General features: G+C 42.1%; 12 protein-coding genes. 10 read left to right on the plus strand and 2 right to left on the minus strand.

Annotated elements, in window-relative coordinates; translation table 11 throughout:
- Positions 1-116 precede the first annotated feature (116 nt).
- The gene (locus NZ848_RS08070; protein ID WP_253531422.1) at positions 117-1,010 is read right to left on the minus strand and encodes a PIG-L family deacetylase; all 894 of its coding nucleotides are present in this window, start codon (positions 1,008-1,010) and stop codon (positions 117-119) included.
- Positions 1,011-1,313: 303 nt separating this feature from the next.
- On the opposite strand from NZ848_RS08070, the gene NZ848_RS08075 reads away from it, so the two are divergent.
- Positions 1,314-1,607, plus strand: a complete 294-nt coding sequence (locus tag NZ848_RS08075) for a putative quinol monooxygenase (protein WP_253535644.1) — start codon at positions 1,314-1,316, stop codon at positions 1,605-1,607.
- 43 nt (positions 1,608-1,650) lie between these two features.
- On the plus strand, positions 1,651-1,863 hold the full coding sequence (locus NZ848_RS08080; protein ID WP_259015068.1) for a hypothetical protein: 213 nt from the start codon (positions 1,651-1,653) through the stop codon (positions 1,861-1,863).
- 1 nt (position 1,864) lies between these two features.
- Here NZ848_RS08080 and NZ848_RS08085 read toward each other — a convergent pair whose 3' ends face one another.
- Positions 1,865-2,728, minus strand: coding sequence for an AraC family transcriptional regulator (locus tag NZ848_RS08085; protein WP_253531416.1), 864 nt, complete (start codon positions 2,726-2,728; stop codon positions 1,865-1,867).
- 266 nt (positions 2,729-2,994) lie between these two features.
- On the opposite strand from NZ848_RS08085, the gene NZ848_RS08090 reads away from it, so the two are divergent.
- The 8 genes from NZ848_RS08090 to NZ848_RS08125 all read left to right on the plus strand — a co-directional run bounded on the left by NZ848_RS08090 (position 2,995) and on the right by NZ848_RS08125 (position 16,058).
- Positions 2,995-6,054: a SusC/RagA family TonB-linked outer membrane protein gene (locus tag NZ848_RS08090; RefSeq protein WP_390890866.1), complete on the plus strand. Its 3,060-nt coding sequence runs from the start codon at positions 2,995-2,997 to the stop codon at positions 6,052-6,054.
- 40 nt (positions 6,055-6,094) lie between these two features.
- Complete coding sequence (locus NZ848_RS08095; protein WP_259015069.1) at positions 6,095-7,792, plus strand: RagB/SusD family nutrient uptake outer membrane protein; 1,698 nt, start codon at positions 6,095-6,097, stop codon at positions 7,790-7,792.
- A 214-nt stretch (positions 7,793-8,006) separates the two neighbouring features.
- On the plus strand, positions 8,007-9,605 hold the full coding sequence (locus NZ848_RS08100) for a vitamin K epoxide reductase family protein (protein WP_259015070.1): 1,599 nt from the start codon (positions 8,007-8,009) through the stop codon (positions 9,603-9,605).
- Positions 9,606-9,660: 55 nt separating this feature from the next.
- Positions 9,661-10,953, plus strand: a complete 1,293-nt coding sequence (locus tag NZ848_RS08105; protein WP_259015071.1) for a glycosyltransferase — start codon at positions 9,661-9,663, stop codon at positions 10,951-10,953.
- Positions 10,954-11,054: 101 nt separating this feature from the next.
- Positions 11,055-11,336, plus strand: coding sequence for a hypothetical protein (locus tag NZ848_RS08110; protein ID WP_259015072.1), 282 nt, complete (start codon positions 11,055-11,057; stop codon positions 11,334-11,336).
- A 320-nt stretch (positions 11,337-11,656) separates the two neighbouring features.
- On the plus strand, positions 11,657-12,541 hold the full coding sequence (locus NZ848_RS08115) for a sugar phosphate isomerase/epimerase family protein (RefSeq protein ID WP_259015073.1): 885 nt from the start codon (positions 11,657-11,659) through the stop codon (positions 12,539-12,541).
- A gap of 114 nt (positions 12,542-12,655) precedes the next feature.
- Complete coding sequence (locus tag NZ848_RS08120; protein ID WP_259015074.1) at positions 12,656-14,005, plus strand: 3-keto-disaccharide hydrolase; 1,350 nt, start codon at positions 12,656-12,658, stop codon at positions 14,003-14,005.
- A 16-nt stretch (positions 14,006-14,021) separates the two neighbouring features.
- Positions 14,022-16,058 carry a glycoside hydrolase family 3 protein gene (locus NZ848_RS08125; RefSeq protein ID WP_259015075.1) on the plus strand — a complete coding sequence of 679 codons (2,037 nt, stop codon included), beginning with the start codon at positions 14,022-14,024 and terminating at the stop codon, positions 16,056-16,058.
- The last annotated feature ends 29 nt before the right edge of the window (positions 16,059-16,087 follow it).

Here is a 16,087-nt window from a genome sequence, read left to right on the forward strand (position 1 = left end):
TTTTCTTATTACCAAAGTATTTTTTTGTTGTTCAAAAAAACTAATTTTTAAATTTTTTTAAAAATGTAAAACACACACTTAATTTAGGAATCTGATTTTCTGAACATAGAGCTGGTTTATTTAGTAGGGAAACCACTGCTCTTCAGCTGGTCAAAAAACAGGCGGGTCTTCTCTAAATTCTGCTCACTATTAATGGCAAAATACCAGAAAGTTTCCAGTTCGCCCTTATGCATGGCCGAGTTCATGTCTCCGCTTTGCGACTTATGGCAGGCTTTCACCCAATCGGCCACTATCATGTAGCTGTGTTTGTTGTTTTCACCAAAGCCGTATGCCCTGTCAAAATAAAACACCGGCGCCGATTCCAGAATCTTTGTTTCAGGATAATTATCTAAGCCGCTGAACTTAAACGTGTAGTCACGCGTGGTTGCCAGGCCACCCAGAACAATCGGTTTTTTTCCGCCTTTCATGCGTTGGGCTGCACGCAATGCCATAATTGTGGCCGATTTGTGGTGTGCATGCTGGCCCGCATCAGGAACCAGACAAAAAATGTAATCGTACTGGCCCTGTTCCAGAATCTTATCCAGTTTTCTTTCAATAAATGCTATCTCCCAGCGCTCGCCCGATAAAAACGGTTCGGGGTTCAGTTGATAAAAATCATCAATCTGGTCGAAGAAATAAAAATTCCGGATGCCCATCACCTCGCCTGAACACATAAGTTCTTTTTTCCGGATGAGCGGCAGGTAGGTGCGTCCGGTTGCCGAGTCGGTCATGTTTTTGCCATAATAGCTCGATGCAACCAGCCCGTTATAACCACCTGAGCCATCGGTTATCAATGCCAGGTCGGCGGTGCCTTTCATTTCATGGGTTATTTTGAAAACCGTAACCGGAAACATGGTTTCGTCGTCCGGATGTGCCGTTACTATCAATACTTTTGGCCCCTGGCTGAAAGCGTTCAAGGTTAAAAAAGCAAGCACAAAGAAAATGAGCTGGGTCTGAATGGCGTTTTTCATAGGTTAATAAAATCAGGTTTAAAGTTTTTGCGGTATTGCTATCCAGAAAACGTATGTAGAGTAAAAATATTCTTTCGGCTATTTTATACCAATACGTTAACGAACCTTGCAAATTGCAAAAACAGTTAATTTTAACCCAATAATATCAGAAAATCGCAAAACATTTTAAAAATTAATGTTACCTGGTATAAACATTACTCTGCTTAGTAAAAAAGTACTATCACTGGCGTTTATTATTACAGAATATAGGCTGATTGACAAGCAGAAGTGTTTAATTTTTATATTTTTGTGAAAAACTACCCAATGCTTGTAAGATACGTAAGAATGACTTTCCAGGAAGAAAAAGTGCCGGAGTTCCTGCATATTTTCAATGGCTCAAAAGAGCAGATTAGAGCAATGCCCGGGTGTAGTTATCTTGAACTGATGCAAGACCTGAACCAGCCTAACATTTTTATGACCCACAGCCATTGGGAGTGTGAAGAAGCCCTGAATAATTACAGGCAGACGGCGCTCTTTAAAACCGTATGGGCCCATACAAAAGCACTTTTTGCCGATAGCCCGCTGGCTTTTTCTGTTGAAAGTGTAATGGTAGTGTAATTTTGTCGGAATCGGTTCGTTCCAATTGAAACAGACTCAATCAATGAAAAAACTGATAATACTATTTATTGCCGGGGTTTTAACCGTAATTCCTGAGTTTTCGCAAGCCGCTAGTGCAGCCACCCCAAGCACAGCGAACGTAAAAGAAGAACTCGGCAAAGGCCGCAGAAAGAAAAGTGGACGCTACAAAAAGAAAAAGGGTTTTATGTGGGGCTTGTTTAAAAGCAAAAACCAATGCGACTGCCCCAGGCACTAGGCTACTCCAGAAACTTGGTGCGGTAGTTGAGCGGTGTTATCTTCTTTATAGCTTTAAACTGCCTGTTAAAGTTAGACAAGTTGTTAAACCCGCTTTCAAAAGATATTTCGGCCACACTCATTTTGTCGGCCATCAATAATTTGCAGGCATGTTCAATGCGTATTTCGGCAAGAAACTGAGAGAACGTACGTCTGGTTCTTTTCTTAAAATATCTGCTGAAGGCAGACTCGCTCATGTTGGCCAGTTCAGCTACGTCACTCAATTGAATCTCTTCCTGGTATTTCAGCATTACATATTCAAATACCTTGTTCATTCTGGCCGAATCTACTTCATTTCTAAGCGATATCGGGTTTGTTGTTAAATCCTGTTTGTCTTCACTCTCGCTCAGAATAATCAGTATGGCAATCATTTCCAGCAGGCGGCTCATACCACTCAGATTCGGCAGATTCTTGAACCTGGGTTCTACCTTCTGAACAGTTTTAGCCCCAAATGTTAGCCCTCTTTTAGAGCGCTCAAGCAATGCCTTTATGGCCTGGCTTTCGGGTATCTCCAGAAACTTTTCGCCAAGAAAATCTTCCAGAAAATGAATCACCAGCGACCTCGCCTTCAGGCCGGAGTTTTTGGCATAAAACTCATCATCATTTCTGTAATAGTGCGGCAGGTACGAGCCAATCATGCACAGGTCTCCGGGGCCGTAGTCAGTGATACTGCTGCCTATAAATTTCTTGCCGGTGCTTTCAAGAATCAATACGATTTCGTATTCGGGATGATAGTGCCAGGGGGTTGGAAAGAACGGACACTCCTGCACATACAGATTAAAAGAATAGTCAGCAGGATTAGATATTTTCAGTAATTGGGGCTTCATTATTTGGTCGCTATTAATGCCGGTTCAGTCTACGCTCTAAGTCTTTTTATAGCAATTTTTAAAAAACATGTAAATATAGTATCAAAATCTGTTAACCTGATGTTCCATGGCTTAAATGTTTGCATTAAAGGTCAAAAAAATATTAGAAAATGACTAAATTTTAGTGGTAAAAGCCTATACTGATTTGTAGTTTTGTAACTATTCCAATAATAAATTTTCATATTTTTAGCGGAAGCCTAATTTTATATTAACCTTATAAATTTTGTATGAAACAATTACTACAAAAAATGTTGCTGGTATTTACTATATGCCTTAGCATACAGTATGTACATGCCCAAGGCCGGAGTGTGTCAGGAAAAGTATCTGATGCAGGCGGTATGGCCCTCCCGGGTGTTAGTGTTACAGTAAAAGGTACTACGCAAGGTTCAATTACTGATTCTGATGGTAAGTTTACGGTGCAGGCTGCTAACAATGCCGTTCTGGTATTTAGCTACATTGGTTACAAAGCATTAGAAATCAATGTAAGTGGCAAAACCACATTAAATGTTACTTTAGAAGAAGATGCCGCGGCCTTGAGCGAAGTAATTGTGGTTGGTTATGGTTCTCAGAAAAAAAGCCAGACCACGGGCGCTATCTCGCAGGTAAGTGCCAAGCAGATTCAGGAAATGCCCATCACCAGCTTAGGCCAGGCCATGCAGGGCCGTGTGGCAGGGGTTGATGTTTCGCAGTCTGGCTCTAAACCAGGCTCAGTGCCAAAAATCCTTATCCGTGGCCGTCGTTCGTTCAATGCCGGTAACGACCCTCTTTATGTAGTAGATGGTATTCCGCTTTCTGCCGGCTATGAAGACCTTAACCCTAGCGATGTTCAGTCTATGGAAGTACTGAAAGACGCTACTGCTACCGCCATTTACGGGGCGCGTGGCGCCAACGGTGTGGTATTGGTTACTACCAAAAGAGGTGCAGTAAAAGGAAAAACCACTGTAAGTTTTGATACTTACGGCGGCGTATCTACCCCTTTAGACAAGATTAAGCTGTTTAGTGGCCCTGAGTTTCTTGAATATGTCCGTGAGGCGTATCGTGCCACTAACCTGTATAAAGATGCTAACGGCAACCCTGTACCAACCGGTGTGGGCGACGCCGCCGCAGATGCCAAAGTTGCAGTTCTTGGGGGTGACCCGGCCGTGGCCAAAGGTATTGCTAACGGAACCAATACAGACTGGCAGGATTTGATTCTGCACAACGGTGTTATGCAAAATCACTCGATAGGTATACAGGGAGGAAGTGAAAGAACCCAGTTTTTCATTTCAGGAGGTTATTTTCAGGATAAAGGAATTTCAGACGGGCTTGATTACACCCGTATGTCTCTGCGGGTAAATCTTGACCATAGTATTAACGACCGCCTGAAAGTGGGTATTTCGTCTTACACGATGTATAGCATAAGAAATGGTGAAAACCTGAACCCTTACTCGTTCACAATTCAGCAGAACCCCTTGGCTTCACCTTATGACGACAAAGGAAATATCATTTTCTCGCCAACCAACGATGCCTTGTTAACCAACCCCCTGGCTGAAATTGTACCCGGCGCACAAATAGATCAAACCAGGAAATACCGCCTGTTCAACAGCCTTTATGCAGAAGTTAAAATTATTGAGGGCTTAAAGTATCGTGTAAACTTCGGCCCCGACTTCACAATCTCAAGATGGGGTAGATTTATCGGCGCTGCCACCAATGCCCGTAAAATGGGAGACCCTCAGGCAACAACGCAAAATAACATTGGTTTCAACTGGACACTCGAGAACATTCTGAGCTACAACAAAACCTATAAAGCCAAGCACAATGTTGGTATAACATTGGTTCACTCAATTCAGAAAGACGATTTTCAGACGTACCGAACAGAAGTGCAAGGCGTACCGGCCGAAACGCAACAGTTTTATAATTTAGGTAATGCCAGTTCTGTTTTGGGGGTAGGTAGTAATTTAACACAATGGACTATTAACTCATATATGGCTCGTGTAAATTATGACTTCAATGATAAATATTTATTGACAGCTACTTTACGCCGAGACGGTTCAAGCCGTTTTGGTGCCAATACCAAATATGGTAATTTCCCTGGAGTTGCTCTTGGCTGGAACATAAGCAACGAGCCATTCATGAAACAGATTACCTGGTTAGACTTACTGAAGTTGAGAGTAGGTTGGGGTGTGGTGGGTAACCAGGGGGTAGCACCATATCAGACACAGGGCTTGTTGTCAAGAACGGCATACGCCTGGGGTACTGTGGCAGCCTTTGGTTACAGACCTAACACAATTGGTAACCCTGATTTGAAATGGGAGTCATCATCTACAGCCAATATAGGCTTGGATTTCAGCTTGCTTCGTGGCAGAGTACAAGGGTCATTAGAATTATATGAAACCAACACTACCGATTTGTTATTGTCTGACCAGCTACCAGGCTCAATAGGCTTTAGTGCAGTAACAAGAAACGTAGGCCATACACGTAACAAAGGTATTGAGCTGGGTTTCACTACCATAAACATCAACTCTTCAAACGGATTTAAGTGGTCTACCGACTTTACGTTTACCAAAAACAAGGAGGAAATCGTATCTCTTTATAACGGAAAAGTAGATGACCTCGGTAACCGCTGGTTTATTGGCCAGCCGCTGAATTCATACTTTGACCTGAAAAAAATAGGCATCTGGCAAACCGGTGAAGAAAGCCTTGCCAAATCATATGGCAGCGAGGTTGGCCAAATTAAAGTACAGGATACCAATAATGATGGTAAAATCAATGCTGACGACCGCGTGCTTTTGGGTTCTGATATTCCAGATTTCAGTGCCGGGTTCACTACTCGTTTCGAATTTAAAGGTTTTGACTTGTCGGCGTTCTTGTTTGGTCGTTTCGGCAATATGATTGTGAGTGGTTTCCATCAGAATAACAACGCATTGGCAGGTCGCTACCAGCAAATTAAAGTAGATTATTGGACACCCAACAACCCTACCAATGAATTTCCGAGACCAAAGAGCACACAGGAGTTCCCGGTTAATAACACCACCCTTATTTACTTTGATGGCACCTTCGTGAAACTAAGAAATATTAATTTCGGATATACCTTTTCACCTAAAATTGCCAAAAAACTGGGTATGGAGTCACTTAGATTATTCTCAAGTATTCAGCAACCTAAAATCTGGTCAAAATACCGTACCAAATATAATGGCATAGATCCTGAAGCCACCATTACATCATCTGGTAACGGTACTACTAATGTGGGCTCTGGTGTTACACCTGCCACTACGGTTACAACTTTTGGTCTGAATGTCAGATTCTAAGTCGAAAACAATTATTCAGGAATTTTAAAATTTAAATAACATGAAATTAAGAAATATATTAAAACCAATCAAGATATTAGGCATGATGTCTGTAATGCTTGCCTCTCAGTCTTGTGAAGATTTACTGGTTGAAAAGGTAGTTTCTGGTATTGGTAACGACTATATGAATACCCCCAAAGGCTTTGAAGATGCTGTTAAATCTGCTTATTCTTCATTGAGAAACTACTATGGTACGCAACCCGGCCTTACCATTACCGAATACGGTACTGATATCTATGCCACCGGCGCTGATGGTAGCTTTAAGGGTTTCCATTTTTATGATACCCAGTTGCAGGGTGGGGTAGGCTCAGCATCCGGCGACTTGCTTGCGGCACTTTGGGACGAGCTATACAGAGGAGTTAACACCTGTAATGCCATTATAGAAAGAGCACCCAAAGTTACGCTTTCGGAGGCCGTTCTTAAGCAAAGAGTGGCAGAAGCAAAATTTCTGAGAGCCCACTACTACTATTTGTTGCATCAGCAATTTGGTGGGGTAGATTTACGCCTCACAGAAACCCTTGTGCCAACTAAGGATACCAAAAGAGCTACGGATGCAGAAATGTTTAATGCCATTATCAAAGACCTAACCGAGGCAATACCTAATCTTGAAGCAAAGTCGCAGTCAACCGACTACGGCCGTGCCACTAAGCCTGCCGCTGAAACGCTTCTGGCTAAAGTATATCTGGTTAAGGCTTACTCAGCCCAGAAGGCTGCCGATGATTTCACCAAAGCAGCACAGTTGTGTAGCGGTGTTATTAACAATTACACCTTTAAATTGTTGGATGATTTTGCTCAGGTACATGACGAAAACAACCAGGTTAACTCTGAAGTTGTATTTGCAGTGCAGTATACATCAGACCCATTGACAAACCTTACCAACAACACCGGTGCCGTAAATGGCGGTAATAACCTGCACCTTTTGTTTGGTATGCAGTATGACGTACAGCCGGGTATGAAACGTGACGTTTTCTACGGCCGGCCGTTCAAGCGTCTACGTCCGACTTCGTATTTCTTAAATACCGTTTTTGCAGACAGAACCAATGATTCTCGTTATAAGAAGACTTTCAGAGATACCTGGTTGAGCAATAACCCGGGTACTAACCTGAATGCATCTTTTGACGACTCTAAATCAAAATTGACATTTGCAGCCGGCGACACCGCCATCTTTATTCCGGGCTATGAAATGAGTAAGGCAGACCGCGCCAAGAAGAAATATCAGGTATTGGTACCAAGCGCTTATAACGAAGCCTTGTTTCCGACTCTGATGAAATTCTTTGATACCAAACGCCCTGATTTGACTTATGAAGCAGGTAGCCGCGATTTCTTCGTGTTCCGTCTGGCTGATGTTTACCTAATGCTGGCCGAGGCTCAGTTGCAGTCTGGCAATATATCAGAAGCCACCAAAGCAATGAATGCGGTGCGTTACAGAGCCGGATGGCCGGGCAAAAAAGACGCCATGTTGATTACCGACGCCCAAATGAACTTTGAATTGATTATAGAGGAAAGAGCAAGAGAGCTGGCCGGAGAACAAATGCGCTGGCTAGACCTGAAGCGTTGGGGATTATTGGTAGACAGAGTGAAAAAATATAACCCTCAGGCTGCTCCAAATGTTGCAGACAAACACTATTTGCGCCCAATTCCTCAGACCCAGATAGACAGGTCAACCAAAGGGGCTTTTGCGCAAAACCCGGGATACTAATTAGTTTTGTTTCATCATAGTAGAATATCAAAAAGCTCTTCTCTTGGAGAGCTTTTTATTTAAATTTTAAGACAAATGTTACAGGTTTTATCCTGCAAAATAAAACCTGTAACTTCTTAAAATTATATATCAACAATTGTTATATTTGTACATATCCAATTGTAAACTGTACTTTTTTATAATTCACTAAATTTTTGCCGTGATTAAGAGACCAATGTTTGGTACCTCCCAAGACAATACAATTGCAGTACTGTCTGAATTGCTAAGAGTGATAAATGTTTCTGTGACAAATGCTACCCTGACCGAAACACTAAGGAGCCATCCGGGGTATCCTGGAATCGGAAGTTTAAGCGATGCCCTTAGCGAATTTAATGTTGAAAATGGCGTTTTCAGGCTAAGCAGGCAGCAATTGGCTGAAATAGAAAATCCGTTTATTGCGCACACCACCGTCAATAACGGGTATTTTGTTCTGGTTATTTCGCAGAATAGTAATAGCATATCTCTTTACAACCCGGCCAAGGGATTTTATAACCAGACACCTGAAGAGTTTTACCGGGTCTGGTCTGGCTATGTGCTGATTGCCGAGCCTGATGAGAATTCAGGCGAGAAAGATTACAGATTAAAACGCCGGGTGTCTTTACTTAATACCTTACGTATACCTACCATAGTTATTCTTGCGCTTTTGGTACTGGTAACAGGCATTGCCAGCTTTGAAGGTAGCCTGCCCTGGCTTTTTTATGCATACACCTTTACTAAAACAGCAGGAACATTCGTAAGTGTTTTGCTAGTCATTAATCAATATGGAAAGGTAAGTGCGTTTCTGAATAAAATTTGCCATATTAACCAAAAGTCAGATTGCGCCTCGGTTATTTTTTCTCCATCTGCCACAATCTTCAGGGTTTTCACCTGGTCTGAGGTTGGCCTGCTGTATTTTGCAGGGGGGCTTTTTACGATAGCTATTACAAAGCATATTTCAGAAAGTTTACCATATCTCCAGATGCTCACCGTAGTAGCCTTACCTTTTACCTTCTGGTCAATCTATACCCAATGGCGGGTAATCAGGCAGTGGTGTACTCTTTGCCTGATTACCCAGGCTTTACTATTGATAGAGTTTCTGCTGGTTTTATCAATGAACCACCAGGCATTAATTCATGTAAGTGTAAAGGGTTTGTCTGCCATTTTTTCTGGCTTTGGGTCTGTTTTGCTTGTATGGTTAGTTGTTAAGCCTATATTAATAAATGCCACGCGGGGCGGTAAATTGGCAGCTGAATTAAGCATTTTTAAAAGAAACTCTGAAATTTTCAGGGTTTTACTTCACCAGCAACCCAGAATAGCAGAAATGCCGGAAGATATCGGAGCCATTCATTTGGGCAATCCGGATGCCGTACATACGGTTACGCTTGTAGCAAATCTTTTCTGCAAAGCCTGCGGTAGTAAGTTTCTTGAGTTAGAAAAAATAGCTCGCAGCTCAGCAGACATTAATTTCAGGATTATATTTTTAACCTCTTTTCAAAGCCCCGAACAACAGCATTTAGCGCTTTATGTTTTGCACTTACCGGCTAACGGGCAAATGGAAGCTATTAAAAGCTGGTATGAAAAAGATAATACCGACCCCGTTGACTTCGGACGGTCTCTATCAGCATCAAAAACTGAAAAGGCACGTATGTACCTGGAAAGACAAAATGTGTGGTGCGAAATAAACCGGGTAAAAACAACACCAACGCTTTTTTTTGATAACTACCTGGTGCCTGAAATGTACACCCTGAAAGACCTGAAACTTTTGACTGCACAAAGGCAAAATAAACCTGCCTAGCACACGACAGCGATAGATTTCAATACTTTATTTTTAGACTTAATGTTGTGACTGAATGAGAAACGTAGTTTTTATAATGTTGCCGTATCCCAGCCATTATACCAACAGCTTTAGTTATGCGCAAGCCTGGCAAAACAAGGGGTATAATGTGGTTTACGCCGGATTGGCGCCCCAGAAAGACCTGGTTCAAAAACAGGGCTTTCAGTTTCAGGAAATAAGCTATTCTGTAGAACATCCGGTTAAAACAGTCAGAGCCTTTGCAGGAATTTTACTGAAGTCAATCTTCTCTAAAGAAAATGCAGAAATTCGCTTTAATGCCTGGCAATCAAGTATAAAATCTGCATTAAGCTTTATAGAAAAGTATCAGCCTTATGCTACATTTATAGATGCCCATCTAACGTATCTTTATTTTTACCTGTCGCCGGTTACCCCAAATATTGCCATACTCAACACAAAACTATCTACTCAGAAGTCGGCCGGTATTCCTCCGCTGAACTCATCGTTTATACCATCCGGGTCTGTGTTTTCAAGATGTTATTGTGAAGTGTTGTGGGCCAGCCACTTGTTCAGAAGAAGAGCACAGGCGTTTATAAAAGCAGCAGCATACCTGAGAAAAGACCGGAACAGGTTTTTATACAACTGGGCCAGAGAAACGGGCACCCTGAAATTAATAGATAAAAAGAACGGCCTGTTTAACAGTGTCAGCGAAATTCCAAGAGTGATACTGGGTCTTCAGCATTTAGAATTTGCGCACAAACGCACTTTCAGTAATGAATACTACGTAAATCTGCCGGTTAAAAGAGACGAATCAAGGGCTATTTCAGACCACTATATGGCATTACGCCAGCAGGTTATTGATTTAAAAAAACAGAGTAGTACCAGAGTAATTTATGTTTCATTTGGCACAATCGGGCAAAGTGAGATTAAACACATTGCAACATTTTTAAACAGTTTATTCATGATAGGCAAAAAGTACCCGCAATGGTTTTTCATGATTTCTCTGGTAGGTATCAGAACTAGTCCGCCAGCACTTGAAAATGTAAAAATATTGCCTTTTGTGCCGCAGCTGGATTTTTTAAAATATGCCGATGCCATGATAACCCATGGAGGAATGGGCAGCATTAAAGAGTGTGTTCAGTCAGGTGTGCCAATGTTGGTGTATCCGTTAGACAAAAAAATGGACCAGCCCGGCAATGGCGCCCGTGTTCAGGCTAAAGGCCTGGGCTTAGCAGGCAATATAGCAAAAGATACCATGCCGGTAATTGAGCTGAAACTCAAAAAAGTATTTGAAATGAAGTATAAACCCATCATTAGTTCTACTGATGTAGAGGTTGATATTTTCAGTTAAGCATCTGAGCCGATGGCCCGGCTGTGTTTAAGTGGGTTTCTTTTCTAAAGGATTTGATCAGATCACATAAATTAATTTTCAACCGTTTAAACAGTACAAAAATGAAAAAATTAATGTTAAAATTTGCAGACAATTTGCTTTCAAAAGAGCAAATGAAAGGTGTAGTTGGTGGAGACTGGTGGGAAGATTACAATGCCATTACCTATGGTTGCCACGATTGTTCTGGCGGGTCGTCAACGCCTCCCACACCGGCTAGCCCCGGGCACCCAGGCGGTGGCTGCACAAAAATAACTACTAAAAGCTATACCGACCCAGCTACCGGCTCTACCTACTATACCGAATACTACGACTGGGCTCCTTGTGGCACACCGGGCTATCACTGATAATGCTCATAAATCTAAAACCTTGTTTTGCTTGGCGGTACCCGGCTTGTCATGGTTCAGACAAGTAAGCTATGAGTAGAATCGGTTTTATCTAAAGGCACCCTGAACTTTTGCCGAAGCATAGGGTGCCTTTTTTTATTTTTATGCGCATAACCACGCATAAACAAATGTGGCGACTTTGTTCTTTTAAGTGATTTTGTTGTATCTGAATCCCATACATTATAAAGCAATTGCAAAATTATGGTGGCCGATAGGTTCCTGATTGACTTTTTATTGCTATTTTTATAAATTAAAGTTTTACATATTTAACCCTATAAACCATGAACCGTAGAGATTTCCTGACTCAGGCATCATTACTCACAGCATCTTCACTTATTTCATTTGACAGCCTGGCGGCAAAAGGCAAGCATAAAATGGCCTATTCAGCAATTACCTGGAACGGCAACGACCTCGTAGCTATCAAAGATATTGCCGCTTTAGGTTTTAAGGGTATACAACTGAGAGCCAACAGCTACGCTCCTTTTAAAGACAAACCCCAAGACCTTAAAGACCTGCTAGACCAGAATGGCCTGACACTGGCCATGTTCTCAAGCGGAAATGTGGGAATACAGGATGATATTTCGAAAGATATAGAGACCCATCTTAACCATGCCCGGTTTGTAAAGGCATTAGGCGGGAAATCGCTACAGATAACCAACAATTCTCGTCCGAAAGACAGAGTACCCACAACTGAAGAGTTGATTAAATATGCCAAAAATATGTCGGAGGTAGCCAAAGTGGTATTGCAGGAAACGGGCGTACAGCCAGCATGGCACAACCACATGAACCAATTGGGTGAAACACCAGAAGAAGTAGAAATTATAGCTACAAAAATGGACACTAAATATATTAAGCTGGAACTGGATGTAGCACATTATACACAAGGAGGAGGAAACCCAGCCGAGGCTGTAATTAAATATAAACACATTTTGCATGCCACACACATAAAAGACACCAAACCTGTAGAGAGCAAATCGGGCTACCAATTTGTAGAATTAGGGCAGGGGCGTGTTGATTTTCCGGCTATCTTTAAAGCCTTAGAGAAGATTAAATTTAAGGGCTGGAATATAATTGAATTAGACTCTGTACCTGTGAAAGGCCGCACTGCTTTAGAAAGCGGGCAAACCAGCAAAAAGTATCTGGAGACAATAAATGTGAAATTTTGACCTATAAAGGTTGAATGTTTGTCAAATTTTATGAATTTTTCGCTAAATAGATATTAGACAGATTGATACTTAGCACTTAATTTTGATAGAAATTATTCAACTCTATTTTATTAAATGAAAAAAGTAATTATTGGATTCTTACTTGTGCATTCGTTTCTGTTTTCAGCAACTGCACAGAAATGGACAAGCCTGTTTAACGGCAAAGATCTGAAGGGCTGGAAACAACTCAATGGCAAGGCCAGATATACCATAGAAAACGGCGAAATTGTTGGTACTACGGTGGCAGACACCCCCAATTCTTTTCTGGCAACCGGGCAAGACTACGGCGATTTCATTCTGGAATTAGAATTGAAGGTAGATAACTCTATGAACTCGGGTATACAGTTCCGTAGTTTATCAAAACCCGACTACAAAGATGGCCGTGTGCATGGCTATCAGATGGAAGTTGACCCTTCAGACCGTGCATGGTCTGGTGGTATATACGACGAAGCCCGCCGCGACTGGCTCTACATCCCCAATGCAAACCCTGAAAGCAAAAAAGCATTTAAAAAAGGCGAGTGGAACAAATACCGCATAGAGGCTATCGGAAACATTATTCGTACCTGGGTAAATGGTGTGCCGGTGGCTTATCTGGTAGACGACCTAACCCCTAAAGGCTTTATCGCGCTGCAAGTACATGCTATTGGCAAGGATGATAAACCGGGCAAGCAGATTCGCTGGAGAAATATCAGAATCCAGACTGAAAACCTGAAACCCAGCCCGACAGACAATACGCCGGTAGTAAATCTGTTGTTAAATAACCTGTCGCCGCAAGAAAAAGCCCAGGGATTCAAGTTGCTTTTCAACGGCAAAGACTTTACCGGTTGGAGAGGGGTACACCAAACCAAAATGCCCGATAAGCACTGGGCCGTAATAGATGGCACCATTAACGTAAGCCCATCTGACGGCTCAGAAACCGGCAATGATATTGTAACAGACGAACAGTTTGGCGCTTTTGAACTGACCTTTGAGTTTAAACTGACAGAAGGGGCAAACTCCGGCTTGAAATACTTTGTAAATGAAGCCTTTGATTCAGGCGGTAAATCGGGCATTGGCCTTGAGTATCAGGTATTAGATGATGAGCGCCACCCGGATGCCAAAATGGGTGTAGTAGGTAACCGAACACTGGCAAGTTTGTATGATTTGATACCATCTTATAAGTTAGACAGACGTTTCCAACGTAAAATCGGCGACTGGAATCAGGCACGTCTGGTGGTGTACCCTAACAACATTGTTCAGCACTGGCTGAATGGCTTCAAAGTATTGGAGTACGAAAGAAAAAGTAATATTTACAATGCTTTAGTAGCCCGAAGTAAATATGCCAAGTATAATAACTTTGGAGCAGGTGATAAAGGCAACATTCTGTTGCAGGACCACGGCAATAATGTGTCGTTTAAGAATCTGAAGATTAGAGAATTAAAATAATAACCTGAATAAAAACATGAGATTAACATACTTAATTATTCTGATGTTTATGGGCGCAGGAGCTGACTCCTTCGCCCAAAAGGTTAAACAGGCCGATCTGGGTTACCGTTCGGTTAAAATTCTGAAAGAAGGTAATCTTGAGTTTAAAGACCTCAACAAGAATAACAAGCTAGATAAATATGAAGACTGGCGGCTACCTGTTGATGTTAGAGTAAAAGACCTTTTGGCTCAAATGACGCTTAAGGAGAAGATTGGCTTTATGCTAATCAGCACTACCCGGCTGGCAGGAGATAATTCGTTTCAGGCCAATGCGCCGAGAGGCGAAATTTCCTCAGGCTTTAATGAAGAAGACCTGATGCAGCCCATTAATATGTTTACCCGCAAACCATTGCCCGTACCTATGATGTCGGCAGCGGGTACAACAAAAGGGGTAATGGTATATAACCTGCGTCATTTTATTCTGAGAGCTAATACCAATGCAAAGATTTTAGCCGAATGGTCTAACAATCTGCAGGCTTTGTGCGAAAGTTCGCGTCTTGGTATTCCGGCAATCGTTGCTTCAAATCCGCGAAATCATATCACCGTTGATGCGGCCATTGGTTTGAGCGTAGGAACAACGGTTTTTTCAAGATGGCCCGGCGAACTAGGCATGGCAGCCATGAGAGACCTGAAGTTGACACGTGAATTTGCTGAAATAGCAGCAAAAGAGTGGTCGTCGGTAGGATTAAGAAAAGGCTATATGTATATGGCCGATTTGGCAACCGAGCCCCGATGGCAACGCATTGAAGGTACCTTTGGCGAAGATGCCGATTTAGCTTCCAATATGATTCGTGAAATTGTACTGGGTTTTCAAGGACCGAAGTTAAACAGGAATTCGGTGGCAATGACTACGAAGCACTTCCCCGGGGGTGGTCCGCAGGTAGGTGGGCAGGATTCCCATTTTGACTGGGGCAAATATGCGCATTATCCTGGAGGTATGTTCGATTATCATGTAAAGCCTTTTATAGCTGCCATTAAAGCGGGTACCTCATCTATCATGCCTTATTATTCGGCTCCGAAAGATAAAAATATGGAAGAGGTGGGTTTCTCATACAATAAAGCAGTAATTCAGGATTTATTGCGTAAAAAACTAGGCTTTAATGGTATCATCAATTCTGACACAGGCCCTATTGATATGATGCCCTGGGGCGTCGAAAGCCTGACAATTGTGCAGCGTTACCAAAAGGCATTAGATGCAGGTGTAGATTTGTTCTCTGGTGGTGCAGACCCGGCTCTTTTACTGGAAACTGTTAAGCAGGGATTGGTTTCTGAAGCCAGAATAAACGAATCTATTACAAGGCTCCTGAAAGAAAAGTTTGAATTGGGCTTGTTCGAAAACCCTTTTGTTGATGTGGATGTAGCAGTAAAAACTGTCGGCAATGCAGAATTTCAGAAAAAGGCGGATATTGCTTTCAGAAAATCAATTGTTTTATTGAGAAACGATGCCCAATTGCTGCCGTTAACACAAAAGAAAAAAGTCTATTTTGAAACGTACTATGAAAGGGGAGGCGCCCCTAATACGCAGGCGCCCAATCCTGTTTCTGTAAGTGTTCCTAAGGATAATAAATGGAACATTGAGTTTGTAACAAACAAGGACGACGCAGATGTTAACCTGGTATGGCTGATTCCTACCGGTGGGGGATTGTTTAGCTCTCAAGGCAAACCAATAGATTTGAGTTTATCAAAAAACAAAATCAATGTGGCCCATGTAAATGCGCTTATCAACGCCAAACCAACCATTGTGGTTATTAATTATACCAATCCCTGGGTAATTGATGAGATTGATAAAGGAAATGCAAAAACAATTCTGGCCACTTTTGGTACCACACAAGATGCCCTTTTAGATGTCATTAGTGGCGTGTTTGGTCCTGTGGGTAAAATGCCCTTTTCAACGCCTGTTTCTCAGAAAGCAGCAGATGAAAACAAATCAGATGTTCCGGGATTCATGGAGCCCAATTATGCCCTGTTTAAATTTGGCGACGGGCTCAATTACAATAAACCTAATAGAAAATAACTATCGGAAGTATTTCACCATATTTTAAT

The sequence above is a fragment of the Emticicia fluvialis genome (genome assembly GCF_024793945.1).
Classification (GTDB): domain Bacteria; phylum Bacteroidota; class Bacteroidia; order Cytophagales; family Spirosomataceae; genus Emticicia; species Emticicia fluvialis.

What these genes read in the sequence shown, in the direction of transcription:
- NZ848_RS08100 (WP_259015070.1), top strand. Translation starts at nt 8,007, where the DNA reads ATGTTTGGTACCTCCCAAGACAATACAATTGCAGTACTGTCTGAATTG.
- NZ848_RS08095 (WP_259015069.1), top strand. Translation starts at nt 6,095, where the DNA reads ATGAAATTAAGAAATATATTAAAACCAATCAAGATATTAGGCATGATG.
- NZ848_RS08075 (WP_253535644.1), top strand. Translation starts at nt 1,314, where the DNA reads ATGCTTGTAAGATACGTAAGAATGACTTTCCAGGAAGAAAAAGTGCCG.
- NZ848_RS08085 (WP_253531416.1), bottom strand. Translation starts at nt 2,728, where the DNA reads ATGAAGCCCCAATTACTGAAAATATCTAATCCTGCTGACTATTCTTTT.
- NZ848_RS08070 (WP_253531422.1), bottom strand. Translation starts at nt 1,010, where the DNA reads ATGAAAAACGCCATTCAGACCCAGCTCATTTTCTTTGTGCTTGCTTTT.
- NZ848_RS08120 (WP_259015074.1), top strand. Translation starts at nt 12,656, where the DNA reads ATGAAAAAAGTAATTATTGGATTCTTACTTGTGCATTCGTTTCTGTTT.
- NZ848_RS08090 (WP_390890866.1), top strand. Translation starts at nt 2,995, where the DNA reads ATGAAACAATTACTACAAAAAATGTTGCTGGTATTTACTATATGCCTT.
- NZ848_RS08080 (WP_259015068.1), top strand. Translation starts at nt 1,651, where the DNA reads ATGAAAAAACTGATAATACTATTTATTGCCGGGGTTTTAACCGTAATT.
- NZ848_RS08125 (WP_259015075.1), top strand. Translation starts at nt 14,022, where the DNA reads ATGAGATTAACATACTTAATTATTCTGATGTTTATGGGCGCAGGAGCT.
- NZ848_RS08110 (WP_259015072.1), top strand. Translation starts at nt 11,055, where the DNA reads ATGAAAAAATTAATGTTAAAATTTGCAGACAATTTGCTTTCAAAAGAG.
- NZ848_RS08115 (WP_259015073.1), top strand. Translation starts at nt 11,657, where the DNA reads ATGAACCGTAGAGATTTCCTGACTCAGGCATCATTACTCACAGCATCT.
- NZ848_RS08105 (WP_259015071.1), top strand. Translation starts at nt 9,661, where the DNA reads ATGAGAAACGTAGTTTTTATAATGTTGCCGTATCCCAGCCATTATACC.